This window comes from Methanobrevibacter sp. UBA412, from assembly GCA_002495685.1.
GTDB lineage: Archaea > Methanobacteriota > Methanobacteria > Methanobacteriales > Methanobacteriaceae > Methanobrevibacter_A > Methanobrevibacter_A acididurans.
On record DAGJ01000007.1, the window covers coordinates 48725 to 73266 of the forward strand.

The 24542-nt window shown below is 27.7% G+C and carries 25 protein-coding genes; 16 read left to right on the forward strand and 9 right to left on the reverse strand.

The window, feature by feature from the left end:
- Positions 1-21: 21 nt before the first annotated feature.
- The 6 genes from BP997_RS01830 (at position 22) to comA (ending at position 7117) form a co-directional block, all read left to right on the forward strand.
- Positions 22-762, forward strand: coding sequence for a UPF0280 family protein (locus BP997_RS01830; RefSeq protein WP_409198802.1), 741 nt, complete (start codon positions 22-24; stop codon positions 760-762).
- A gap of 409 nt (positions 763-1171) precedes the next feature.
- The gene (gene hdrC / locus BP997_RS01835) at positions 1172-1762 is read left to right on the forward strand and encodes a ferredoxin:CoB-CoM heterodisulfide reductase subunit HdrC (protein WP_409198803.1); all 591 of its coding nucleotides are present in this window, start codon (positions 1172-1174) and stop codon (positions 1760-1762) included.
- Positions 1763-2713 carry a ferredoxin:CoB-CoM heterodisulfide reductase subunit HdrB gene (gene hdrB / locus BP997_RS01840; RefSeq protein ID WP_409198804.1) on the forward strand — a complete coding sequence of 317 codons (951 nt, stop codon included), beginning with the start codon at positions 1763-1765 and terminating at the stop codon, positions 2711-2713.
- Positions 2713-5040, forward strand: coding sequence for a ferredoxin:CoB-CoM heterodisulfide reductase subunit HdrA (gene hdrA / locus BP997_RS01845; RefSeq protein WP_409198805.1), 2328 nt, complete (start codon positions 2713-2715; stop codon positions 5038-5040). The genes hdrB and hdrA overlap by 1 nt, the downstream gene beginning before the upstream one ends.
- Positions 5041-5067: 27 nt before the next feature.
- Positions 5068-6324, forward strand: a complete 1257-nt coding sequence (locus BP997_RS01850) for a methanogenesis marker 16 metalloprotein (RefSeq protein ID WP_409198806.1) — start codon at positions 5068-5070, stop codon at positions 6322-6324.
- Between the two features lie 22 nt (positions 6325-6346).
- Positions 6347-7117: a phosphosulfolactate synthase gene (gene comA, locus BP997_RS01855; protein WP_413825798.1), complete on the forward strand. Its 771-nt coding sequence runs from the start codon at positions 6347-6349 to the stop codon at positions 7115-7117.
- Here the strand turns inward: comA and comE are convergent, their stop codons facing one another.
- On the reverse strand, positions 7118-7660 hold the full coding sequence (comE, locus tag BP997_RS01860) for a sulfopyruvate decarboxylase subunit beta (protein ID WP_413825795.1): 543 nt from the start codon (positions 7658-7660) through the stop codon (positions 7118-7120).
- 2 nt (positions 7661-7662) lie between these two features.
- On the reverse strand, positions 7663-8166 hold the full coding sequence (comD, locus tag BP997_RS01865) for a sulfopyruvate decarboxylase subunit alpha (RefSeq protein WP_413825792.1): 504 nt from the start codon (positions 8164-8166) through the stop codon (positions 7663-7665).
- 180 nt (positions 8167-8346) lie between these two features.
- Between comD and BP997_RS01870 the strand changes: the two genes are divergently transcribed.
- From BP997_RS01870 to feoB, 3 genes are all read left to right on the forward strand, one after another.
- Positions 8347-8895, forward strand: coding sequence for a DUF2115 family protein (locus tag BP997_RS01870; RefSeq protein WP_413825790.1), 549 nt, complete (start codon positions 8347-8349; stop codon positions 8893-8895).
- A 163-nt stretch (positions 8896-9058) separates the two neighbouring features.
- Positions 9059-9424, forward strand: coding sequence for a FeoA family protein (locus BP997_RS01875; protein WP_413825788.1), 366 nt, complete (start codon positions 9059-9061; stop codon positions 9422-9424).
- 147 nt (positions 9425-9571) lie between these two features.
- Positions 9572-11596: a ferrous iron transport protein B gene (gene feoB, locus BP997_RS01880; protein ID WP_413825786.1), complete on the forward strand. Its 2025-nt coding sequence runs from the start codon at positions 9572-9574 to the stop codon at positions 11594-11596.
- Between the two features lie 78 nt (positions 11597-11674).
- Here feoB and BP997_RS01885 read toward each other — a convergent pair whose 3' ends face one another.
- The gene (locus BP997_RS01885; protein WP_409198813.1) at positions 11675-12070 is read right to left on the reverse strand and encodes a carboxymuconolactone decarboxylase family protein; all 396 of its coding nucleotides are present in this window, start codon (positions 12068-12070) and stop codon (positions 11675-11677) included.
- 169 nt (positions 12071-12239) lie between these two features.
- On the opposite strand from BP997_RS01885, the gene BP997_RS01890 reads away from it, so the two are divergent.
- Positions 12240-12902, forward strand: coding sequence for a 2,5-diamino-6-(ribosylamino)-4(3H)-pyrimidinone 5'-phosphate reductase (locus BP997_RS01890; RefSeq protein ID WP_409198814.1), 663 nt, complete (start codon positions 12240-12242; stop codon positions 12900-12902).
- Positions 12903-12904: 2 nt separating this feature from the next.
- Here the strand turns inward: BP997_RS01890 and BP997_RS01895 are convergent, their stop codons facing one another.
- The 3 genes from BP997_RS01895 to mtxX all read right to left on the reverse strand — a co-directional run bounded on the left by BP997_RS01895 (position 12905) and on the right by mtxX (position 15245).
- Positions 12905-13669, reverse strand: a complete 765-nt coding sequence (locus BP997_RS01895; protein WP_409198815.1) for a TatD family hydrolase — start codon at positions 13667-13669, stop codon at positions 12905-12907.
- 6 nt (positions 13670-13675) lie between these two features.
- Positions 13676-14440, reverse strand: coding sequence for a polyprenyl diphosphate synthase (gene uppS / locus BP997_RS01900; RefSeq protein ID WP_409198816.1), 765 nt, complete (start codon positions 14438-14440; stop codon positions 13676-13678).
- A 67-nt stretch (positions 14441-14507) separates the two neighbouring features.
- On the reverse strand, positions 14508-15245 hold the full coding sequence (gene mtxX / locus BP997_RS01905; protein ID WP_409198817.1) for a methanogenesis marker protein Mmp4/MtxX: 738 nt from the start codon (positions 15243-15245) through the stop codon (positions 14508-14510).
- Positions 15246-15437: 192 nt separating this feature from the next.
- On the opposite strand from mtxX, the gene BP997_RS01910 reads away from it, so the two are divergent.
- The 6 genes from BP997_RS01910 (at position 15438) to ppk1 (ending at position 22301) form a co-directional block, all read left to right on the forward strand.
- Positions 15438-16076, forward strand: a complete 639-nt coding sequence (locus BP997_RS01910) for a DUF4012 domain-containing protein (protein WP_409198818.1) — start codon at positions 15438-15440, stop codon at positions 16074-16076.
- Positions 16077-16213: 137 nt separating this feature from the next.
- Complete coding sequence (locus tag BP997_RS01915; protein WP_409198819.1) at positions 16214-16945, forward strand: DUF4012 domain-containing protein; 732 nt, start codon at positions 16214-16216, stop codon at positions 16943-16945.
- Between the two features lie 180 nt (positions 16946-17125).
- Positions 17126-18298: an aldo/keto reductase gene (locus BP997_RS01920; RefSeq protein WP_413826792.1), complete on the forward strand. Its 1173-nt coding sequence runs from the start codon at positions 17126-17128 to the stop codon at positions 18296-18298.
- Between the two features lie 147 nt (positions 18299-18445).
- A complete protein-coding gene (locus BP997_RS01925; RefSeq protein ID WP_409198821.1) occupies positions 18446-19135 on the forward strand; it encodes a TMEM175 family protein in 690 nt (229 codons plus the stop codon).
- Positions 19136-19224: 89 nt separating this feature from the next.
- Positions 19225-20127 (forward strand): phosphatase, encoded by a 903-nt coding sequence (locus tag BP997_RS01930; protein WP_409198822.1) that lies wholly within the window; start codon positions 19225-19227, stop codon positions 20125-20127.
- 5 nt (positions 20128-20132) lie between these two features.
- Entirely contained in the window at positions 20133-22301 is a 2169-nt protein-coding gene (gene ppk1 / locus BP997_RS01935) for a polyphosphate kinase 1 (protein ID WP_409198823.1), read from the forward strand.
- A gap of 42 nt (positions 22302-22343) precedes the next feature.
- Here the strand turns inward: ppk1 and hemL are convergent, their stop codons facing one another.
- From hemL to BP997_RS01950, 3 genes are all read right to left on the reverse strand, one after another.
- Entirely contained in the window at positions 22344-23609 is a 1266-nt protein-coding gene (gene hemL, locus BP997_RS01940) for a glutamate-1-semialdehyde 2,1-aminomutase (RefSeq protein ID WP_409198824.1), read from the reverse strand.
- Positions 23610-23637: 28 nt separating this feature from the next.
- On the reverse strand, positions 23638-24273 hold the full coding sequence (locus BP997_RS01945; protein ID WP_413825780.1) for a cobalt-precorrin-8 methylmutase: 636 nt from the start codon (positions 24271-24273) through the stop codon (positions 23638-23640).
- A 90-nt stretch (positions 24274-24363) separates the two neighbouring features.
- Positions 24364-24510, reverse strand: coding sequence for a hypothetical protein (locus tag BP997_RS01950; protein WP_409198826.1), 147 nt, complete (start codon positions 24508-24510; stop codon positions 24364-24366).
- Positions 24511-24542 lie beyond the last annotated feature (32 nt).

A 24542-nucleotide genomic window follows, 5' to 3' on the forward strand; every position in this document is an offset into this window, starting at 1 on the left:
ACTATTTTTTTACTTTTTTTTATGAATTCTAATACTTTTAAATCTAAACTAAGTGTTGAAGAAACTAAAATTAACTTAGTAACAGATATTTCATTTCATAATTTAAATGATTATATTTTTAATATCCGAAGTACTATTAAAGATTATATGAAGCGTCATCCTATTTTTAGCGGTAGTTTCGAGCCAGTTATTGTAGATGATAGTGCTCCGAATATTATTAAAAGGATGTGTGATGCAAGTTCAGTTGCTGGTGTTGGACCTACTGCTTGTTTGGCTGGAACTATTGCTGAATTTTCTAGAGATTACTTAATAAGTTGTGGTAGTAAATATTCAATTGTTGATAATGGTGGGGATATTAGTTTTGTTACAGATAAAGATTTTATTTGTGGAATTTATGCAGGTAAATCTTCGTTATCAGGTAAATTAGGTTTTAAGTTTTTAGCTGGTGAAAAATTAGGAATTTGCTCTTCGTCTGCCACTGTTGGTTTTTCTACAAGTTTGGGTAAGTCTGATGTTGTAACTGTTATTGCTGATGATACTTTATTTGCTGATGCTTTAGCAACTAGTATTGGTAATCATGTTTTGGGGGTAGATGATGAAACCTCTGTTAATAATGGTTTAGAATTTGCTGATAATTTAAATAACTATTTTAAATCTGCTTTAATCATTGTTAATGATACTGTTGGTACTATTGGGAATTTACCTGAAATTGTTAAGCTTAATCCTTCTTTGGAAATTAATAATTTTGAGGAAATTGACTGATTTCTTTTATTTCTTGAAAATTGATTTTTTAGATGTAAGCTTATTAGTTCTATTCTTATCTTTTTTATTTTATCTTTTTTTATTTAATTTTAATTCTTTTTTTGTTTTATAGTTTTTTAATGTTAATTTTCCTATTTGGATTGTTTTTATGTCTTTATTTAAATTTTTATATTTTTTTATTTACTTTTTTTATTTAAATTTTTTGTTTTATGAACTAATAAAAATTTAATGTTGATTAATTATTTTATCATTTTATTAAATTATGTATAATTTTTATTTTATAAATTGAACTAAATTAGGGGTATTTTTATATAATAATGAAAAACCTTATATATTATATTTTTATAATAAAATATTAATTAAGATTAAATAAATTTAAACATTTTTTAAAAAAATTGGATGTAAAGGTATGAGTAAAGAAAAAATAAATGAAAACCCTTTAGAACTTGCCGAAAAAATAATTCATAATCCCAAATCCTCAAAAGATATTGGATTATTAAGATGTGTTCAATGTGGTATGTGTACTAGTGTTTGTCCAGCAGCTAGACATAGTGAGTATAACCCTAGAAACATGATCGAACGAGTTTTAGAAGGTGATGAAACAGTATTAGAAGATGAAAACTTATGGAATTGTTTTTATTGCTATACCTGCCACAGTATTTGTCCAGTAGGTAATAGTGCATGTGAAGTTAATCAAGTATTAAAACAAATAGCCTTTGATGAAGGGAAAACTAATAAAAAATTAAAACCCTTCTACAATTATGGTGAAGTCTTTATAAATCAGGCTATGGGTGGTATTCCTAAAAATTTCGTAAAAGATTTAGCTAAAGATTTTGGTCCTGAATGGGTGGATTTTAAAAAAAATTTAATTCCAATACGCGAAAAATTAGGTTTAGGAAAATTAAATCCTCCAAAAAAGACAGTAAAAGAAATAAATTTATTACTTATGAATTCAGGATTTGATAAACGCCTAAAAAAAATCAAAAAGGGTGATGATTAAATGAAATCTATTCCTAATGGAAAATTTTTACTTTTTAAATCATGTATGGTAAATGTAGAATATCCAGGTATTGAATCATCAACTAAATACATATTTGATAAGTTAGGCATTGACTATATAATATCTCCTGAACAAACTTGTTGCACTGGATTAGGGCACTATAGTGATGTTTTTGATGAATTAGATACTACTGTAGTTGCAGCACGTAATTTTAATTTAGCAAAGTCTTTAAATCATGGAAATTTAGCTATGATGTGTTCTACATGTTATGCTATTAATAAAAAATCTGCAGATTTATTAAATAATAATAAAGAAGTAAGAAATCATGTAAATGAAATATTTATTAAATCTGGTTTAAATGATAAAACTTACTCTGAAGGCGATATGGATTCTAGGGATAATATTTTTCATGTTGTTGAAATATTTTATAATAATCGAGAAAAAATTAATAAGCTGTTAAAATATCAATTAAAAGGATTAAAAGTTGCAACTCACCATGCGTGTCATTATTGCAAAGTTCAATATGAAGATACAATTGATGGAGTTAGAAATCCAATGTTACTAGATGAACTAGCTAAAACCTGTGGGATTGATACTCTAAAATGGTATGATCATAAAAGATTAACTTGTGGGAATGGGTTTCGCCAAAGATTTGTAAATAGGGATTATTCTTTAGAAGTAACTAAAGAAAAATTATTATCCTTAAAAGATGAGGGTGTGGACATTTTACTACATATGTGTCCAAATTGTCAAATTCAATATGATCGTTATCAACCCGTTATAGAAAAACAAATTGGGGAAAAAATTGGTATTTATCATATGAATATTAGTCAACTTATAGCTTTATCTATGGGTGCTGATCCTTATACTGTTGCAGGTATACAAACTCATAGTGTAAATTTAAATCAGGTTCTTAAAAATTTTGAAGAAATTCCTCGGGAGGTAGAATAATGGTTGTGGAATCATTAAATCATAGTAGTAATTCTGATTTACGGATAGGAGTTTTTATTTGTAAATGTGGGGGTAATATTTCTGATAAAGTTGATATTAATCGTTTAATAGATGAGATTGATGCTAATGTTATTGAAGTTTACACTAATCTTTGTAGTTTAAATGGTAGGAAGATTATACGTGATAATATTATTACTAAACATTTGGATCGTGTAGTTATTGTGGCATGTTCTCCAATTTCTCATGAAAAAACTTTTCAAGATTATATTAAACCATTAAATCCTTATTTAATGGATATGGTCAATTTACGTGAACAATGTAGTTGGGTTCATTCTTCTAAAACTAAACTTACTGATAAAGCTGTTAGTTTGGTTAATGCAAGTATTGAGAAAGTAAAACAATCTCATCCTGTAGATCCTATTCTTTGCCAAACACCAGATAGTGTTGCAGTAATTGGTGCTGGAATTAGTGGAATATCTGCTGCTACAAGTTTAGCTCGTCAAGGTTATGAAGTTTATTTAATTGAAGATAAACCTAGTATAGGGGGGCATATGGCTGGAATTGGTAAAGTATTTTCTCCAGTTAAAATTGCTGAAGAATGTGGTTTATGTCTATTGAATCCTGTAATAAAAAGTGTAGTTGAGAATGATAATGTTAATATTTTAACTAATACTCATGTAAAAAGTATTAATAGACGTGCAGGTACTTTTAATATAGTTCTAGAAAATAATCCTCGTTATGTTGATAATAATAAGTGTATAAGCTGTGGAGAATGTGCTGAAGTTTGTCCTGTTCAAGTACCTGATGAATTTAATGAATGCTTATCTTCACGTAAAGCTATTTATAAACCATATTCTCAAGCATATCCTGACACATATACTATTGATATGGATAATTGTAAAAAGTGTGGAGCCTGTGTTAAAAAGTGTAAAATGGATGCTATTTATTTAGATGGTGAAGTGGAAAATTTACCTATTACTGTAGGATCAGTGGTTATAGCTACAGGTCATGAATTATTTGATCCAAATAAAAGACCAGAATATAGTTATTCTCGTAATGAAGATGTTATCACTCAAAGTGAATTAGGTCGAATAATGGGGGTTAATGGGCCTACTAGGGGTAAACTTCTAAAACCAAGTAATAATGAGATCCCTAAACGTGTTGTAATGATACAATGTGTAGGTTCAAGAGATGATAAACCAGGAGCACATAAATATTGTAGTAAAGTTTGTTGTATGGTTGCTTTAAAAAATGCAAATATTATAAAACATAAATATCCTGATACAGATATAGTGATTTGTTATACAGATATACGAACACCTGGAATGTATGAAAAGTATTATAAACATTCTCAACAATCTGGGATACGTTTAATAAGAGGACGTCCTGGTGAAGTAGTTAAAAGTGGTGATAATTTAATTATACGTGTTGAAGATACTTTACAGAAAAAGGTTAAAGAAGTAGAAGCCGATTTAGTAGTATTGTCCACGGCAATTGAACCGTCTCAAGGAACAAAAGATATGGCTAAATTATTAAATGTTGGTTTAACTGAAGATATGTTCATAAAAGAGTCACATCCTAAAATCAAACCTGTAACAACAGATGTAAAAGGAGTATATGTTTGTGGAACTGCTCAAGATCCAAAAGATATCACTGAAAGTATTATGCAAGCTAATGCTGCAGCAAGCAAAGTATCTGAAATAATGCATGATGGAATTGAAGTTGAACCATTTATTGCTGAAATCGATAATGAAGCTTGTAATCTTTGTGGTGATTGTATAAACATGTGTAAATATAAAGCTATGAGTATTGTAGATGATGAATTATACATTGATCCTATGTGTTGTTCTGGTTGTGGAAAATGTTTAACAGTATGTAAAAGAAAATCCATAAGAGTTAATGGGGATGTTGATGAGAAGATTTTCGCAACAATTTATGGTATGCTTAAGAATAAACCTTCAAATGAAAAATGTATTCTTGTATTTTTAGATAATATTGGTTATACTGCAGCAGATAATATTGGAGTTAATAGAGTTGAATATCCTGAAAGTATTCGCATAATTAAGGTTCATAGTGTAAATAGAGTAATGTCTAAACATATTATTTATGCCTTGAAAAATGGGGCAGATGGAATATTTATTGGGGAATATCCAGGAGATTTAATGTATTCTGAAGTTGAAAGAAAGATGCATACTATTCAAAATGATATAATTGCTAATAATATGGATCCTGAAAGATTACAATTTGCAAGAGTTTATATTCCTTATTTCAGAGGTTTAGCTGATAAATTTAAAGATTTTGATAATAAAATCAGATCTTTAGAATAAAATTTAGATATAATGAAGGTTTTTGGGATGAAAAATAGGACTAAAGAAGAAATTAATGAGAAAATTGTTAATGGTGAAGCAAAAATTTTAACAGCCGATGAGCTAAAAAGTAAAATTAAAAATTCTGATGAGATTTCATTTGATGATGTTGATGTTGTAACAACTGGAACCTGTGGAATTATGAGTGGAACTGCTGCTATTTTACATATTCCTATTGCTGATGGGGGTTCATTTAAAAAAGCTAAAAAAATATTACTTAATGGTGTTGAAGGTCATGTGGGTCCTTGTCCAAATGAATGGTTAGGTTCAGTTGATTTAATAATTTATGGTACTGAACATAGTAAAACTAATCCCGAATATGGTGGCGGATTTTTATTTAAAGATTTAGTTATGGGTAAGGAAATTAATGTTGAAGTTGAATCTGAAAATGGAGAATTTTTTACTAAAAAAGTAACACTTGATGATATGCCAACTGCTGAAATGATTGGAACACGTAATGCATTTAAAAATTATAATTCTTTCACTAATCCTGATAACGAAGATGGTATAACAAGTATTTTTGCCCAACCTGCTATGAAAGGAAATTTAAAAGAATACACATTTAGTGGTTGTGGAGATATTAACCCATTACAAAATGATCCGCAGCAAAATGTTATCAAAAGTGGATGTAAAATATTATTAAATGGGGCAGAAGGATTAATATTAGGTAATGGGACTAGAAGTTCTAAAGATAAACCTAATCTCATGTTAGCAGCTAATATGAAAGATATGGGTGAAAAATATTTAGGAGGATTTAAAACTTCAGAAGGTCCTGAAGTATTTGATTCAGTAGCAATTCCAATACCAATTCTTGATGAAAAAATATTTAACAATACTTTCTTGTTAGACAAAGATATTCCATTATCAATATCTCATATTAAAGGGCGACATTTACCTTTAGCTCAAATTGATTATAGTAAAGCTTGGGTTGAAGGTAATGATGAAAGACCTATTTTTAATAAAGATGAATGTTTAAATTGTGATGAATGTGATGTAAAAAAATACTGTCCAACTAATGCTTTTAAAAATAAAAAAATAAATTTAGAGTATTGTTTTGGTTGTGGAGTATGTCATAATGTTTGTAAAAATCGAGCATTTAAAATCAATTTAGGAAGTATTAAAACAGAAATTAATTCGAATAATGTTGAAATTCCTATTGTTTGTCGTGAATCTGATAGAAAACGAGCTAAAGATTTAGCTTTAGAATTAAAAGATAAAATCTTGAAAAATGAATTTAAGTTATAAATATTAAAGGTTGTGTGAGAAAATGAAATCATTTGAATTTTTATTACCTGATAGAATTAGTAAACCAAGAGATTCTGGTCTAACTATGGTTTTAGATAAAGGTTTAGGGTTAAAAAATGCAGAAAGTCTTATGGAAATTTCTGGAGAATATGTTGATTTGTTAAAATTTGGTTGGGGAACATCTATTCTTCATGATAAAGATTTAATAAAGGATAAAGTTAAAATGTATCAATCTTTTAACATAAAAACTTTTACAGGGGGGACTTTATTTGAATTAGCTTGTTTAAATAATAAAATTGATGAAGTTTTTGAGGAATCTAAAAGTATTGGTTTTGATGCAATTGAAATTAGTAATGGTTCAATTGATATGGGTGAAGATGATAAATTAAGTTTTATTAAAGAAGCTAAAAATAATGGATTTTTTGTTTTAAGTGAAGTAGGTAAAAAGAATATTACTAAAGATAAAAGCATATCTTTAGATGAACGTATTGATGCAATTAAAGAAGAAATAAATGCTGGTTCAGATTTAGTTATTATGGAAGGTCGTGAAAGCGGTAAAAGTATTGGTATTTATGATGATACTGGAGAAGTTAAGTTAGATGTTGTTAATGCGATTATTGATAAAATTGATGTTAATAACATTCTTTGGGAAGCTCCTAATAAAAATCAACAAGTTAATTTGGTTTTAAATATTGGTCAAAATGTAAATCTAGGGAATATTTCAACTACTGATATTACATCTGTTGAATCTATTCGAAGAGGTTTACGTGGTGATACAGTGGGGAAAGTATAATTAAATTTTTTCCATAAATCTATTTTTTATTTCCTCAGGAGATAATGGAATTACTGGAGATTTTGAATTTCCAGGTTCTATTTTATATCTAATTATTACCGGTTCTGTGTAATCTTTTTCTAATAATTTTTTGAAATCTATTTTTTCATATTCATAAGCATATTTGTATCCGATACTTTTTATTATTTTTAAAAGATCTGTATTTTTTGCATATGTTTCTTGGTTTCCTGTTGAACCGTAAGCCCCATTGTCTAGAATTATTAAAATATAATTTTTTGGATTTTGGTTTTTTATTGTAACAAGTGTGGCTAAATTCATTAAAATGGATCCATCTCCATCTATACTAATAACTTTCTTATTTGGATTGGATAATGCTATTCCTAATCCTATACTGGAACATAATCCCATAGAACCTAACATGTAAAAGTTTTCTTCTCTATCTTTTATTTGGTATAATTCTTTACATGGGAATCCTATGTTACAAATTATTAATTCATTAGTTATATGATTCATTATTTCCTGGATTGCATTGTATCTAATCATTTTTAATTATCTCCTTTCCAGTAACTAATTTCAAAAAGGATTGCAACTTGTGTTTTTTCTTTTTCTGCTTTAATCCATGATTTTTTTACAGTTTCTTTTGCATTTTCAGGTGTTTTTGGTTTATAATATGGAATGTTTAATGATTCTAAAATTTTTGGTGTTGCTTTTCCCATGGGAACTTGACCTATTACTGGTTCTCCTTTTGTTCCTCTATGACTCATTATCATTAATAAGGGGATTTTGTATAATTGGCATAATGATGCTAGTGCATTTACACTATTTCCAAGTCCACTATTTTGCATTAAGATACATGGTTTTTTTCCAGCTAAGTAAGCTCCTGTGAGTATTCCTATTCCTTCTTCTTCTCTGGGTACAGGTATGTATGTAATTTCTTCATCTTTTTTTATTAAGTTGAATAAGTTTTGTAAATTGACACATGGTACACTTACAATAAAATTGATTCCAGCCTCTTTTATTCCTTCATATATTGCTTGGCTACTATTCAAAATTTATTTCTCCTTTAATTATTTTAATCTAATTTTTTTTAATAATATTTTATGTTTGTAAATATATATTCCTTTGTTCTTTTAAACTAATTTTGTAATTGATTTTTAATTTTTTATATTTAAATAAAAACATATTTATTTACTTTGATATTAATTATTATTAAGTAAGGAGATTATTTTATGGATATGTTTAAAGATTTAATTAAATTAAGTAAGCAGTCTAAAGTAAGTAAAAATAATGTTTTAGACATTTTAAAAGACTATGCTAAAACTATTGGTATGTATGATCAGATGCTTGCTTGTTCTAAAATGAAAGAAGAGAATGTTTATATTCAAAAAGAATATGCAGAAAAATTTGAATCTCTTTATATTAAATCTTTTATTTTTAGAGTAAATGATATTGAGTCTGATAAAAATGAGTATGTTGGTTTAATTGATAAATTTATGTTTAATGAAGCTATAGGTTTATTTAAATTTCAATATGGCGAGGATTCTGGTTCACGGGATGAAAATGATAAATTTCCACTTATCTATGCTTTAATCAGTTTTTATACTACTTTTATCCTTGGAGAACCTATTCATCCTGTAGGTTCTCCTTTTCCTGGAAATTTATATGTTATTGAAGAAGATGGGAAGTATCTTTGTCCTGTAAAAGATGCTCAAGAAGATTCACCAAATGCTGTATGTAAAATGTGTATTGCTGAAAATTTAGATCATAAAAAATGTTAATTTAAATTTTTTTTATTGTTTATTAATCCTTTTTTTTAAAGTTTAAACATGTTTTAAGGTTTTGATGTAAAATTATATATATCAGTTTTAATAGAATAATATATAATTAAGTTTAGGATTACCTAAACTTTGTTTTTTTATTAAAAAAATAAGGGTGAAATAAGTGTCTCATAGACATTTTAAAAATCATAAAAGACATCAACAGGAGCATGTAAATGAAGAACATTGTCATGGTCAAAATAAAATTCAATATCCTCCAAATTGTAAAAAATTAAATGAATTAAAAGAGGGACAACATGGCAAAATAATATCATTCCGTAATCATGGAAGTCATGGGCATGTTGATGAATCTCATAAAGAATTAAAACGTCATTTAATGAGTATGGGGTTTGTAAAAGGGGCAGAAATAAAATTAGAAGAAATTGCACCTTTAGGTGATCCTTTAAAAGTGAAAGTTAAAGGATATGATATAGCCCTCAGAAAAGAAGAAGCTGAAGATATAGTAGTTGACTTATCTGAAGAGAAATAACTTTTTTTAAAATTTTAAATACTAATTTTTTTGAAATAGTTAAAGACAATTTTTTTAAATAAAAGTTTTTTTTTAATAAAAAATATTTCTTTTATAATTATTCACCACTTATCATAGACATAAAATAAACTAAGGAAAAATATTAAAATGAAAACCCTACGAATTGGTCTTGCAGGAAACCCTAATGTTGGTAAAAGCACAGTATTTAATTACTTAACTGGTATGCATCAACATGTTGGTAATTGGCCTGGAAAAACAGTGGAAAAAAGTGAAGGAACGGATATTATAATCCATAATGGAGAAAAAATAGAATTAGAAATTGTGGATCTTCCTGGAAACTATAATTTAAGTGCTAAAACATTAGAAGAAAAAGTATCTATTGACTATATTGTAGATGAATCAAGTGATTTAATTATTAATGTAATAGATGCATCTAATTTTGAGAGAAATATGTATTTAACATTACAGTTAATGGAACTTGAAGCAAATCTTGTAATAGCTTTAAACATGAATAAATTTGCCCGAAAAAAAGAATATGAAATTGATTCAAAAAAATTATCTGAATTACTTGGTGTTCCAGTTGTTGAAATAGAAGCAACAGATGAAGTAGGTATAGAAAATTTATTAGATAAAGTAATTGAAACCTGTAAAAATCCGATAAATTCAAGTGATAAATTAGTTTATGGTTATGAATTAAAAGATCATATCCAAGATATCGTGAATGAAGTTGAAAAAGTTCCAAAATTAGCAGATATTCCGCCAAAGTGGGTTGCTATAAAATTATTAGAAAATGATGAAGCTATTACGGGAAGAGTGCAAAATTCAAAAAATGCAGCAGAAATTCTTAGAGCATCTAAAAAAGTTAAAAAGCATTTGCAAGATGTTTTTAATGAAAATTCTGAAGAAGTTTTAGCTAATGCTCGTTATGGTTTTATTGATGGGTTAGTAAAAGAAGCAGTTGATAAACCTGCTGTAGAAAAACCTACAACATCTGATAAGATAGATAAAGTAGTGACAAATAAGATACTTGGTATTCCTATATTTCTAGGAATAATGTTTGCAGCATTTGAATTAACTTTCACCCTTTCATCACCATTACAAAATTTAATTCAATATGGATTTAACATTTTAGGGGCAGAAATATATGTTGTATTAGGTCATACATTTTTATCTAGTTTTTTAGTTGATGGAATAATTGGAGGGGTTGGTGGAGTACTTGTATTTTTACCATTACTATTTATATTATTTTTAGTTTTATCTTTATTGGAAGATTCAGGATATTTGTCACGTGCAGCTTTTGTAATGGATCGTGTTATGCATAAACTTGTAGGTTTGCATGGTAAATCATTTATCCCTATGGTTTTAGGTTTTGGATGTTGTGTTCCTGGTGTAATGGCAACACGTACATTGGATAATGATAAAGATCGTTTAACTACAATGCTTATTATTCCTTTTATGAGTTGTAGTGCTAGATTGCCTGTTTATGCATTATTAACAGCTGCATTTTTTGCAGCTTATCAAGGTTTAATTATATTTGCATTGTATGTAATAGGAATTATTGTAGCCATTATTGTAGCGTTAATATTTAAGAGAACTTTATTTAAAGGTTTATCTACTCCATTTGTAATGGAACTTCCATCTTATAAGTTACCTTCACTTAAAGGAGTTCTTATACATACTTGGGAAAGAATTGTCGTATTCCTTAAAAATGCAGGAACTGTTATTTTTGTATTATCTATTGTTATTTGGATTTTCAGTAGTTTGCCTGTAGGTGTTAGTTATGGTGCTAAAGCTAGTTTAACTGGACAAATAGGTACATTTATTGCTCCAATTTTTGGACCTTTAGGTTTTGGTCAATGGCAACCATCTATTGCTTTAATATTTGGAGTATTTTCTAAAGAAGTTATTGTTAGTACTTTTACTTCTTTATTTGGAGCATCAGGTACTATTGGTGTAATATCTGCTTTACAATCTGTTTTCACTCCATTATCTGCATTTTCATTTTTAGTATTTGTACTATTATACACTCCATGTTTAGCAACATTTGCAACAATGAAAAATGAAACTCATAGTTGGAAATGGCCATTATTTAGTATGTGTGTAACATTAGTAGTTGCATATATTATTTCATTTGTAATATATCAAGGCGGACTTTTATTGGGTTTCAGATAAAAAGAGCAGTTTAAATATATTTTTATAAAAAATAAGAGGGGGGGGTGATGATTATATCCTCTCCACTTTTGTTTTGATTTATTCTTCTTTTTTAATTGGTAATAAATCTAATTCTTTAAATACTTTTTTTGCAGTCATCATACCATTTATTGCTGCAGGAAATCCTGCATAAGCACTCATTTGCATTATAATTTCAACAATCTCTTTGGGACTATTACCTACTTTTAAAGCAGCATGGACATGATCATATAATTCTTTTTGTGCATGGCCTAATGCAGTTATCGCAGCTACAGTGCATAATTCTCTAGTTTTTAAATCAACTTCTTTACGGGTGTATATTTCTGAATATGGAAATTCTACTACAAATCTTCCAAGATCTGGGGCAATATCTTCTAAATCTTCAAATAAATTTTCTATATTTTCTTTATTAATTTCTCTTAAAACATTCATTCCTTTTTCATATCTATCTTCCATAATTATCCATCCTTTTTTAAATTATTCACATTTATTAACTATAATAATTATTGTAAAAAAAAGTTTCATTTTTTAAGAGTAGGTAAATTTTAATTAAGTAGTAATTATAAACTTATTTTAAAAGTATATAAAAATTTTAATGTAAATCTTATTTTTAAGGAGATATTATATGAAACCTTATGTTATATTAAGTGCTGCAATGACTCTTGATGGTAAAATTGCTACAAAAACAGGTAGTTCTGAAATTTCTGGAGAAAAAGATTTAGAAAGGGTGCATAAGTTACGTAGTGATATGGATGCTATAATGGTGGGGATTGGAACAGTTCTAGTTGATGATCCACGTTTAACTGTCCATAAAGTACCTGCTAAAAAGGAAGATAATCCTATACGAGTTATTGTTGATAGTAAAGCTAGAACTCCTTTAAATTCTCGTATATTAAATGCTGATGCTAAAACTATTATAGCTGTTGGAAATAATGCTGATCCTTTTAAAATTAATAATCTTTCGGATAAAGTAGATGTTTTAGTTACAAATGGAGAAAAAGGTGAAGTTAATTTAATGGAATTAATGGATTATCTTAAAAACATAGGGGTTAATAGTTTAATGCTTGAAGGAGGAGCTACCTTAAATTTCAGCATGTTTAATGAAGGTTTAATTGATGAAATTAGAGTTTGTGTTGCTCCAATGATTGCTGGAGGTAAATTTGCTAAAACTTTAGTTGATGGTGAAGGTTTTGATAAAATGAATGATGCTGTTAAATTAAGTTTTAAGGAATCTTATATCTTAGATGGGGATCTTGTTTTAATTTATTTGGTAAAAAACTTTTTTTAATTTTACTTTATTTTAAAAACTTTTTTTGCATTATTTGTTGTTACTTTATCAACATTTTCTATGTCTATATTTTGAAGTTCTGCAATTTTTTTAACAGCTAATTTTACATTGGATGGTTCATTTCTCTCTTCTTTTGTCATTGCTAAATAAGGACTATCTGTTTCAGTAAGCATGTGATCTATAGGTATTTGGCTAGCTAAATCTTGGTGTTGTTTACTATAACAAACCATAGTGGAGAAACTCATAAAATAGTTTTCATGTTCCATAATCCTTCTTGCTGTTTTTAAACTTCCACTGTAACAGTGAAAGATTACATATGGAATATCTTCATAATCTAATATTATGTTTAATGCTTTTTTATCAGCATCTCTTACATGCATCAGTAAAGGGATTTGTTCTTGGTTTGCGATTTCAATGAAACTTAAAAATATTTCTTTTTGTTTTTGTCTTAATGCTTTATCTTTTACAAAAAAATAATCCATTCCTACTTCGCCTATTGCAGATATGTTTTTTTTGTTTTCTATTATATGTTTTTGTACTGATTTTCTTTCTTCTATTGTTGCATTTTGTGAAGTTACAGGGTGGAAGCCTAAGCTTGGGTATATGAAACCTTTTTCTTCTTTGGCATATTTCAATGCACCTATATTTGCTTCATAGTTTGTTCCACTTAATACTACTGCATCTAATGTGTTTTTTGCTCTTTTTATTACTTGGTCTCTGTCTTTATCATATTCTGGGAAGTCTATATGGCAATGTGTATCTATCATATATTTTCATGCTCCAAATCTTCTATCTCTTTCTTGGTAATCTCGTAATGCTCTTAAAAAATCTGTTTTACGTAATTCTGGCCATAAACTATCACAGAAATATAATTCACTATAACTTGATTGCCATAATAAAAATCCACTTAATCGTTCTTCTCCACTTGTTCGTATTATAAGGTTAGGATCACTTAATCCTTCAGTATATAAGTTTTTACTTACTAAATCTTCGGTTATATTTTCTTTATTTATTTTTCCATTTTCAACTTCATCTACAATTTTTTTGATTGCATCTACTATTTCTTGTCTTCCATCATAACCTATTGCTAAGTTAAGTTGGCTGTCATGGTAATTTTTTGTTGCTTCTTCTGCTTCATTAATAGCTTCTCTAACATTTGATGGTAGTAATTCTAGTCTTCCAACTGCTTTTACTCTAACTTTATTTTTGTGGATTTTTTTATGAGTAACTAATTTTTTGAAATTTATCTCAAATAGGTTCATTAATCCATCCACTTCTTCTTTTGGTCGGTTAAAGTTTTCTGTTGAAAATGCATAAACTGTTACAACTTTTATTCCAAGATCTATGCTCCAATCTAAGACTTTTTCTAATGTGTTTACTCCTCTTTCGTGCCCTTTTGTAACGTCCATATTGTCTTGAAGTTTAGAGTATCTACGGTTTCCATCCATGATTATAGCTATGTGGTAAGGCATATTTTCTGGTGTTAAATGTTTGGTTAAATACCATTCATAAATGTCGTAGATAAATTGAAATACCATATTTTTGTTTTCCTTTTAATTTATTTAATCTAATTATTTATTTGTTTTTATTATATATCTTGTTTTTTTATTTTATATCTTGTGATTTTTTTGATAGGTAGTATGCTAATTTAATACTTCTTATATAAGTTTCAGTGCTTTGATCTCTACTTGTGTCTATATATATTTCGGGTATTCCTAATGTTATTGCACCCATACTTGGCCATTTGTTCATTAATACAAGTGTTCTAAATATTATATTACCTATTATTCCATCTGGGCATATTATTATATTATTTTTTTCTTGTATTGCTTTTTCTATTAGTATGTAATAATTGGTGATTTGATATTGAGGATATTCTTTTTGGATTTCTTTTGTTAATTTTTCTGATTCTTTTAAACTTTGATCTATAATTTGGCTTCTGTTTTCATCGTCTTTTCGTCCTTTTGCAAGTATTGCTATTTTTGGTGTTTTTTCCAAGTTTTCTAGGAATTCTATATTTTGTTTTATTAGTTCTTTTTTGTTTTTTAATGTTGTTCCTTCATCTATTCCTACAGGAGTTAATAAAAATTTATTTTTTTCTCCATTTATTATTGTGGAGCGGTTTATTTTTGTATTAGTATGTGTTTTTTTTATATTTTGTATTATATTTTTTGCGGGTAGTGATCCTCTTATTACAGCATTTATATTTGGGTTTTTTATTGCTTTTAAGAGTTCTTGGTTGGTTTTCACTGTTTTTATATTTATGTTTGGGTTTTTTTCAAATTCTTTTGTTGCTTTTAAGGTGTTTTTGTTTAGTCCTTCACCTATTATTATGTTTATCATGTTATTCTTTTTGTTTATCTTTTATTTTATATTTATTTTTTTTAAGGTTTCTTTGTTGGGTTATATTTATATAGTATGTAATCTATATTTTACAATTGGAATATATATTTTACATAACTATTAATAGTTTGATAATTATAAAAGTTAATAATTATAATTTTTAATAAAAATTTAATGGAAGATGATTCAAAAATGGGAACTCAAAAGAAGATAGCAATCCTATTACTCATAATAATATTATTTGGATTAATATTCTTTGTCTTTAATGGAATTTTCTTAGGAGACAGTAGTGGATCCAATATTTTAGTATGTGCTGTTGATGAATCTGAAAACAGGCCTGGAATGGGTGCTGTTGATATGGCATATTTAATAAGTACAACTGGAGGAAATAATACTCCAATTTATCCATCTGGAATGGTTCATCCTACTGCATCTGAACCTGCCGAGGCGCAAGCAGAAGGGGCGGGAAGTCAATTATTATTACATGATTCATTATGGAATAATGATACAAAACAAGGAGCCCAATATGCAAAAGAAATAGTTGAATATAATACAAATCAATCAGTTGGTCCGGTAATTTTAATAAATACAAAAGCTTTAGATGCAATTATACAAGCGGCTTCACCATTAGAATATAATGGTCAAGTAGTAAATGCTTCAGGTATAGATCTTATACGTGAAGATCAAGTCCAAGGTGCAAGTAGGGGAGATGCTGTTTTATCTTTTGCTGATGCACTAATTAATGCAACACATAATCCGATGAAATTAATTAAAATGGCAGGAGCTGCATCCTCTCAATATTTCCAAGGTAACCTTAGAATATACTTTTAATTTTAAGGTTATTTCTTACTTTTTTTTAAATTTAGAATTAATCATTAAATATAATTTTAAAAAACTTAAATTTATATTAAATGAAGTTTAAAATTATAATTTGATTATTTAATCAAATTAACTTAAGTGATTTTTTTATGAAGAGAAGAAATAAACTATTAATAGCGATTTTAATTTCTATAATCGCTTTAATTTTAGTAGTTATTGCTGGACAAATGTTTTTTGACCATGGTGGGGATTTAACTCAAGGTGAAAAGAAAATATTAGTTTGTGCAGTGGATCAAACTGAGGAGCGTCCTGGAATGGGTGCTGTTGATATGGCTTATATTATTACATTGGAAAATGGTTCAGTTTCACATTATACTCCAATTTATCCTCATGGTATGAGACATCCTACTAAAAACGAGCCTACTGAAGCTCTTAATACGGGTGCTAGAGATAATGGTGGAAAAATGTTGCTCCATGATGCATTGTGGTATAATGACACAGATGAAGGTGTTCAAAATGTTAAAGAAATTGTTGAATATAATAAAAGTGTTAAATTAGATGCTGTTGTATTGGTTAATGTGGAAGCTGCTGATGCAATTGTTAAATCTGCGGGTCCGTTAGAGATTAATGGAACTCCTACAGTTGTTAATGTACTTGATTTTGTTCGGGAAGATCAACATCAAAATAACAATACTAGGGGTCAAGCTATTATAACGGTTGTTGAAGGTTTATCTAATGCTGTTCAAGATCCTGCTACTCGTAATACTATGATGCAAATGGCTATTACTCAGTATAATAAAGGAAATATTGTGGTATGGCCTAAAGGTTCATTTATACAATTGCTTTATACGAAAGGTTTTAATTCAATTGTTAATAACTAATGAATTTATTAATTGTTAAGGGAAAACTCTATGGGGTTTTCCTTTTTTTTATAGATTAAGTAATACTTTTTATTATTTATTTAATATCAAGATAATAATTTTATATAATAATTTATAAAAAAAGTAATAACATAAACCCTTCATTTAGTACTAAGATAAAAAAAGGGAGGATACAAAAAATTGCAATACAGAGAATTAGGAAAAACAGGAGAAAAAGTATCACAAATAGGCTTTGGACTAATGAGATTACCAGTATTAATTGGTGACAACACAAAAATTGATACTAAAAAAGCCTCTGAAATGTTATCTTATGGAATTGATAATGGAATAAACATATTAGATACAGGATTTGATTATCATGGCAACTGCTTAGATGAAAATGGTGGAGCATCCGAACCATTCTTATCCGAATTTTTAGATATGGGTTATCGAGAAAAAGTATTAATAAGTAGTAAACTACCATTATACCCAATCAATAAAAAAGAAGACTTAGATTATTACTTCAACAAACAATTAGAAAGATTAAACACAGATTGTATTGATATTTACATGCTCCATGGAATTAAAACAAACCTATGGGGTAAACTAATGTTTACTGGGTATCTTAATGAATTTTTAGACAACCTCTTATCTGAAGGAAAAGTAAAACATATTGGATTTTCACATCACGGAGATTATCAACTGTTCCAGAAAGTAATGAATTATTATGATAAATGGGAAGTAGTACTCACACAAATGAACTACTTAGACACACAATATAAAAGTGGAAAAAAAACAATAGATTACGTTGGAGACAATGGAATAGGAAATATGATAATGGAACCTCTAAGAGGAGGAACATTAGTAAATAATATACCTCCAAAAGTTCAAGAATTAATGAATGCTAGTGACAATATTAAATCACCAATAGAATGGGGATTAGGATATCTTTGGAACATGCCACATATCAATTGTGTATTAAGTGGAATGAGTACATTAGAACAAGTAAAAACTAATATTGAAATAGCAAACAAAGCTAAACCAGGATATTTCACAGAAGAAGATAATAAAATCCTTAAAAAAATAATCAATGAATTTCGTCACTCTAGTGAAATCTCATGTACTTACTGTAATTATTGTATGCCTTGTTCCCATGGAGTAAACATACCTAAATGTTTTCATGAATACAATGAATCAAAAGTATTTGATAAACCAGATAAAATTTCTAATCAATACTTTGATGTAATAACTGAAAAAAGTAGAGCAGATCAATGTAAAAATTGTGCACAATGTTTAGAAGAATGTCCACAAGATATTGATATAATGACTGAATTACATAAAGTAGAAGATTACTTCAAAAATACTAAGCATTAATTCATAAACAAATTTTTAATAGTGATTATTGAAGTTAGTATAGTGTGATTAATTTTTAATATAAAATAGGATTAACTATTTTTGTATTGATAATTTTAATAGTAGAAATTATAAAATATAAAATAACTACTAATTGAAGTGATAAATTTGCCACGAAATGTATTGATTAAGCATGCTCCAGATCGTTTATCTGGGTTAATTGATGGAATTTATGCTATTGCTATGACAATACTTGTTTTGAGTATTGCAGTACCTTCAGCTAATGTAATTACTACCAATTACCAAATGACTACTTATATAATTGAATCCTTAGGACCTTCAATATTAATGTATTTTATAAGTTTCTTTTTAATAGCTAACTTCTGGTCTAATAGTAATTTACTTTTAATCATTGAAGAAATTGATAATACAGTTTACTATATCAATTTAGTTGCTTTAGCATTTATTTGTTTAATTCCATTTGCTACAGAATTTTTAGCAAAATTTTGGACATTTTTTGAAGCAGATATTATTTTTGCATCATTAATTTTTATAGTATCCTTATTATACCTTTATATGTTTATACATTCATTTAAAAAAGATATTATCATGAAAAATTTTAGAGTTCAAATGAAGCCATATATGCGTACTCTAATGTTTATAATTTTGTATCCCGTTATTGCATCTGGATTAGCAATTATTTTAAGTTTTTATTCACCTGTATTAAGTATATCATCCTATCTCTTAGTATTAATCCTAAGATTAATTTGGAAAATCTTTAAACATATGGATATTAATCCTGCTGATGAAAATCATATTAAAGCTCTTGAAAAAGAAGTTGAAGAAGGCAATAATTAAAAATCTAAATATTTTTTCTATTTTTTAAAATTTTTTGTAATTTTTAAATATAATATTGTACTATAATATTAATTATGATAGGTGAGAATTTGATTACTGGTATAGTTGATATAGGTTCTAATACTATACGTTTAAATGTTTATAATATAAATGAAGAAAATTTTGAATTAATGCTTTCAAAAAAGGTATCTGCAGGTTTAATTAATTATAAAAAAAACAAAATCCTCAATGAACAGGGGATTAAAATATTAATAAGTACTATTCAAGATTTTAAAAAAATTTTAGACTTTTTAAATATTAAAAATTATCATTTTTTTGCTACCGCATCTTTACGTAATATTAAAAATAAAGATAATGTTTTAAAACAAGTGAAAGATAAAACTGGAATTAGTATTGAATTAATTTCAGGTAAAGAAGAAGCGCAATTAAGTTTTCAAGGAGTTGTTTCATCTATTAAAGAGAAAGATGGAGTTTTAATAGATTTAGGTGGAGGCAGTACTGAAATTGTTATCTTTGAAGATTCCAAATCTAAATTAACTTTTAGTTTACCAATCGGTTCTTTAAGTCTTTTTAATAAATATGTAAATCATATGTTACCTACATATGAAGAAGCTGAAGATATTAGAGAAGAGGTATTTCATCAATTAAAAGTTTTAAAAGTCCCTCATTTAAAAATTAAGAATATGGTTGGTGTAGGTGGTACTATACGTGCTATAAAAAAATTATTAATATCTGAAGGTTTGCAAGATGAATCAAATAATTTAATATTTTCAAGTTTACTTAAAGAAGTAGAAAAAGACTTGAAACATAATGATAAAAAAACTTATATGAAAATTTTAAAAGTTAAAGCTTCACGTATACATACTTTAGTTCCTGGTTTAATTGTAATTGATGCAATATGTGATTATTTTGGTGTAAGGGAAATACAAGCTTGTAAATTTGGTGTTCGTGAAGGATATTTAAATTCTAAAATAATTAATGATAGTGAGTAATTTTAATGTCTAAAAAGAAGAATAAGAATAAAGGTTTTATTTGTTCATATACACAAAATCGTGAACTTTCCTGGTTGAAATTTGATCAAAGGGTTTTAGAAGAAGCAGAAGATCCGGATGTTCCTTTATTAGAAAAATTAAATTTTGTAAGTATTTTCACCAGTAATCTTGATGAATTTTATATGGTTAGATGTGGAACTCTTTATGATTTAACTTTAGTCAATGATCCTGATTATTATGATAATAAAACCGGGTGGGGTGCTCAAGAGCAATTAGATAAAATTTATGAAGAAACTGTAAAATTATACCAAAAACAAGATATAATTTATCATGATATACTAACAGATCTTAGTAAACACGGTATTGTAAATTTAAATTATAAAGATTTAACAAAAAAAGAAAAAACTTTTGTTGATAATTATTTCACTGAATTCATATTACCTGTACTCTCCCCATTGATGTTAGGTGATAATCAACCTTTCCCTCATTTAAAAAATAAAGCTTTAAATATTGTTTTAGAATTAAAGGATGAATATGGTATTTATCATGCGGTAGTTCCTATCCCTAATTCACTTCCTAGAGTAATTTATCCTGATGAGGGTATGAAAAATTTTGCTCCTGATAGAATTAGAAATCTTAAAAAAGCTCGTTTTATTTTACTTGAAAAAGTTATTTTAAAACATGTTGATGAGATTTTCAGTAATTATGAAGTAGCAGAAAAGGCAATAATTTCTGTAACACGTAATGCAGATATTAATTTATCTACTAAAAAATTAGATGATGATGAGGATTACAGACATCATATGAAAAGTATTCTTAAAAAAAGAAATCGTTTAGCACCTATACGTTTAGAAATTTATAAAAATGTTAATCCTTATCTTAGGTTAATGTTATGTAATTATTTGAATTTAAATTTAAATCAATCTTTTGTTTCAAACACTCCTCTTGAAATGTCTTATACTAAAGAAATTTTCAATAATGTTAGTCATGATTATTTTAAGGATTTATTTTATACTCCTTATACACAACGGATTACTAATGAGTTAACTGATGATCCAATTATTCCACAAATTAAAAAGAAAAATGTATTAATATTTTATCCTTATGAATCTATGGATACATTTTTAAAATTGCTTAAGGAAGCAGCAAGAGATCCTAAAGTTGTTAGTATTAAAATGACTATATATCGTTTAAGTAACACTAGTAAAGTTATAAAATACTTATTGGAAGCTGCAGATAATGGTAAAAAGATTACAGTTTTAATGGAACTTAAAGCACGTTTTGATGAACAAAACAATATTAGATATACTGAACTTTTAGAACAAGAAGGTTGTAATATTTTATATGGATTTGATCAATTTAAAGTCCACAGCAAAATTTGTCTTATTACAAGACGTGAAGATGATGGTAACTTTTCTTGTACTGCTCAAATTGGTACAGGTAATTATAATGAAAAAACTAGTAAAATTTATTCTGATTTTTGTTACATAACTTCTAATAAAGGTATTTGTGGAGATGCAGTTGAATTCTTTAAGAATATGGAAGCAGGTAATCTTAAAGGGGATTATAAAAATTTACTTGTTGCACCTTATGGTTTTCGTAAAGCAATGTTAAAAAATATTCGTAAAACTATTAAAAAAGCAGAAAATGGTGAAAAAGCAATTATTATAATGAAAATGAATAGTTTGACTGATAAAAAAGTTATAGATCAATTAGAAATTGCTTCTCAAGCGGGAGTTAAAATTAAATTGATTATTAGAGGAATTTGTACTCTTGTTCCAGGTATTCCTGGACATACGGATAATATTTCAGTTATTAGTGTTGTGGGTAGATTTTTAGAACATACAAGAATATATTGTTTTGGTAGTGAACCTGAAAATGATTCAAAAAAATCTCCAGAATCTTTACTTAAAATGTATATAAGTAGTGCAGATATGATGACACGTAATACACAAAAACGTGTAGAGATTGCTACTCCAATTAAGGATAAAAAAGTGAAAAAACAAATTTACCATATTCTTAATGTCTTTTTACATGATAATGTTAAAGCTCGTAAGTTAAATCGTGAAGGATTCTATGATAAAATTGCTGAAGGATCTAAAAAAGTTAATGCCCAAGCAACTTTCATGAAAGAGTATGCAAAAAAGGATAATAAAACTATAGAAGATTATTAATTAAATTTTTTATGGGAAGATTTTTTTTAATCTTCCTATAATTTACTTTTGATATATTGTTTTTAAACTTTTTTCTATAGCATAAGATGTTTTTTCAAGGTCTTCATCACTGTGTGCTCCACTTAGGAAGCAGCATTCAAATTGGCTTGGTGCTATGAATACTCCATTTTTAAGTAATTCATGGAAATAATCGGTGAATAAGTCACTGTCACTTTTTTTTGCTTCAGTATAATTTGTTACAGGTTCTGGGTTAAAATATATTTGAAACATACTTCCTATTCCATTTACTTGTAAGTTTAGACCTAAATCTTCAATATTGTCTTTTAATCTGAGTCTTAATAAGTTTCCTTTTTTGTTTAAAGTATCATAGAATGATTTGTCTAATTGTTCGAGTGCTGTTATACCTGCTCGTATAGATAAAGGGTTTCCACTGAATGTTCCTGCTTGGTACACTGGACCATTAGGTGCAAATAATTCCATTATTTTTTGTTTCCCCGCTATTGCTCCAATTGGTAAACCTCCTCCTAATATTTTTGCAAAAGTACAAATATCCGGAGTTACTCCGAAGTATTCTTGTGCTCCTCCTGATGATAATCTGAAACCTGTAATTACTTCATCGAATATTAATATTATCCCATAATCTATTGTTAATTTTCTTATGAAATCTAAGTATCCTTTTTTAGGTTTTATACATCCCACATTTCCCATTACTACTTCCATAATAATACATGCTATGTTGTTTCCTTCTTCTTCAATAAGTTCTTTTAATGCTTCCTCATCATTAAATGGTACACTCAAAGTGTTTTGTGTTGTAGATTCAGGTATTCCTTTACTATCTGGGTGTGTTGCTGCACCAGAACCTGATTTTACTAATACATAATCATGGGCACCATGATATGTTCCTTCAAACTTAACTATTTTATCTCTTCCAGTATACCCTCTAGCTAATCTAATTGCACTCATAGTTGCTTCAGTTCCACTATTACAGAATCTAACCATATCTGCACAGGGGACACGATTTATTATTTCTTGGGATAATTTAATTTCATTTTCAGTAGGTACTCCATATAATGTTCCTTTTTGGGCTTGATCTGTTATGGCTTCTACTATTTTTGGATTTGCATGGCCAAGTATTAATGGCCCATATCCAAGACAGTGGTCAATATATGTTTTACCATCAATGTCTGTAATTTTACTACCACTTGCTTGTTTTGCAAAAAATGGGTATGGTTTATATGCTCTTACAGGTGAACTAACTCCTCCGGGCATATTTTCTTTTGATATTTTAAATAGTTCTTCTGAATACATTATTTTTGAACTTCCTTTATTTTTGTAATTATTTTTTACTATTTTGGATTAATGAATTTGCACATGCAACTGCTATTGGTGTTCCGCCTTTTGGGCCGTTAGTTATTATATTTGGTATATCTGATTTTTGTAATACTTTTTTACTGTCTGCTGCTCCAACAAATCCTACTGGAACTCCTATTATACTTTTAACATTTAATTCTCCAGTTTCTTTTAATTCAATAGCTTTTAAAAGTGCAGTTGGAGCATTACCTATTACAATTATTCCTTCAAAGCCAGTTTCTGCTGCATATTGAATTGCAGCTGCTGCACGTGTAATAGGTTCTTTTTGGGATAATTTTTTAGTTATTTCTTTAACTTTTTCATCTTTAATATAACAGTAAACATCACCATCATATTGAGTTATTCCTGATTTAACCATGTTAATATCAGTTAAAATATCTTCATTGTTTTTCAAAGCTTTAATACTAACATTAACAAAATTAGGACTTATACTTACTAATTTAGCATATTCGGGATCAGCAGTTGAATGAACAATACGCTCAACAATATCTGTTTCTATAGGATTTAAATTTTTAACATCATCCTTAATAAGTTCTCTAATAATTTCCCGACTTTTTGTTGCAATATCCATTCCTTGATTGGTTGAAGCTCCCATAAACATTTTTATCACATTTCTTATTTATACTACTCTTTATTAATTAAAATTTTTCATATTTATTGTTCTAAAAAAATTGTTTAATTTAAAATTAATTTAATCGTAAACTTCTATACCTATACCTGCATAACCACAAATTGCACAATATTCATCTTCAACATTTCCATATTCATCAACTATTTGTACTATAGAATTCATTCCACATTCAGGACAATATCCGTCATGTTCTTCTCGATAACTCATATTATATTTCCCCTTAATATTTTTAATATATT

What these genes read in the sequence shown, in the direction of transcription:
- comA (WP_413825798.1), top strand. Translation starts at nt 6,347, where the DNA reads ATGAAATCATTTGAATTTTTATTACCTGATAGAATTAGTAAACCAAGA.
- mtxX (WP_409198817.1), bottom strand. Translation starts at nt 15,245, where the DNA reads ATGATAAACATAATAATAGGTGAAGGACTAAACAAAAACACCTTAAAA.
- BP997_RS01890 (WP_409198814.1), top strand. Translation starts at nt 12,240, where the DNA reads ATGAAACCTTATGTTATATTAAGTGCTGCAATGACTCTTGATGGTAAA.
- BP997_RS01915 (WP_409198819.1), top strand. Translation starts at nt 16,214, where the DNA reads ATGAAGAGAAGAAATAAACTATTAATAGCGATTTTAATTTCTATAATC.
- hdrC (WP_409198803.1), top strand. Translation starts at nt 1,172, where the DNA reads ATGAGTAAAGAAAAAATAAATGAAAACCCTTTAGAACTTGCCGAAAAA.
- hdrA (WP_409198805.1), top strand. Translation starts at nt 2,713, where the DNA reads ATGGTTGTGGAATCATTAAATCATAGTAGTAATTCTGATTTACGGATA.
- BP997_RS01850 (WP_409198806.1), top strand. Translation starts at nt 5,068, where the DNA reads ATGAAAAATAGGACTAAAGAAGAAATTAATGAGAAAATTGTTAATGGT.
- BP997_RS01945 (WP_413825780.1), bottom strand. Translation starts at nt 24,273, where the DNA reads ATGTTTATGGGAGCTTCAACCAATCAAGGAATGGATATTGCAACAAAA.
- hemL (WP_409198824.1), bottom strand. Translation starts at nt 23,609, where the DNA reads ATGTATTCAGAAGAACTATTTAAAATATCAAAAGAAAATATGCCCGGA.
- BP997_RS01870 (WP_413825790.1), top strand. Translation starts at nt 8,347, where the DNA reads ATGGATATGTTTAAAGATTTAATTAAATTAAGTAAGCAGTCTAAAGTA.
- BP997_RS01885 (WP_409198813.1), bottom strand. Translation starts at nt 12,070, where the DNA reads ATGGAAGATAGATATGAAAAAGGAATGAATGTTTTAAGAGAAATTAAT.
- hdrB (WP_409198804.1), top strand. Translation starts at nt 1,763, where the DNA reads ATGAAATCTATTCCTAATGGAAAATTTTTACTTTTTAAATCATGTATG.
- BP997_RS01950 (WP_409198826.1), bottom strand. Translation starts at nt 24,510, where the DNA reads ATGAGTTATCGAGAAGAACATGACGGATATTGTCCTGAATGTGGAATG.
- comE (WP_413825795.1), bottom strand. Translation starts at nt 7,660, where the DNA reads ATGATTAGATACAATGCAATCCAGGAAATAATGAATCATATAACTAAT.
- uppS (WP_409198816.1), bottom strand. Translation starts at nt 14,440, where the DNA reads ATGGTATTTCAATTTATCTACGACATTTATGAATGGTATTTAACCAAA.
- BP997_RS01895 (WP_409198815.1), bottom strand. Translation starts at nt 13,669, where the DNA reads ATGATAGATACACATTGCCATATAGACTTCCCAGAATATGATAAAGAC.
- feoB (WP_413825786.1), top strand. Translation starts at nt 9,572, where the DNA reads ATGAAAACCCTACGAATTGGTCTTGCAGGAAACCCTAATGTTGGTAAA.
- BP997_RS01830 (WP_409198802.1), top strand. Translation starts at nt 22, where the DNA reads ATGAATTCTAATACTTTTAAATCTAAACTAAGTGTTGAAGAAACTAAA.
- ppk1 (WP_409198823.1), top strand. Translation starts at nt 20,133, where the DNA reads ATGTCTAAAAAGAAGAATAAGAATAAAGGTTTTATTTGTTCATATACA.
- BP997_RS01910 (WP_409198818.1), top strand. Translation starts at nt 15,438, where the DNA reads ATGGGAACTCAAAAGAAGATAGCAATCCTATTACTCATAATAATATTA.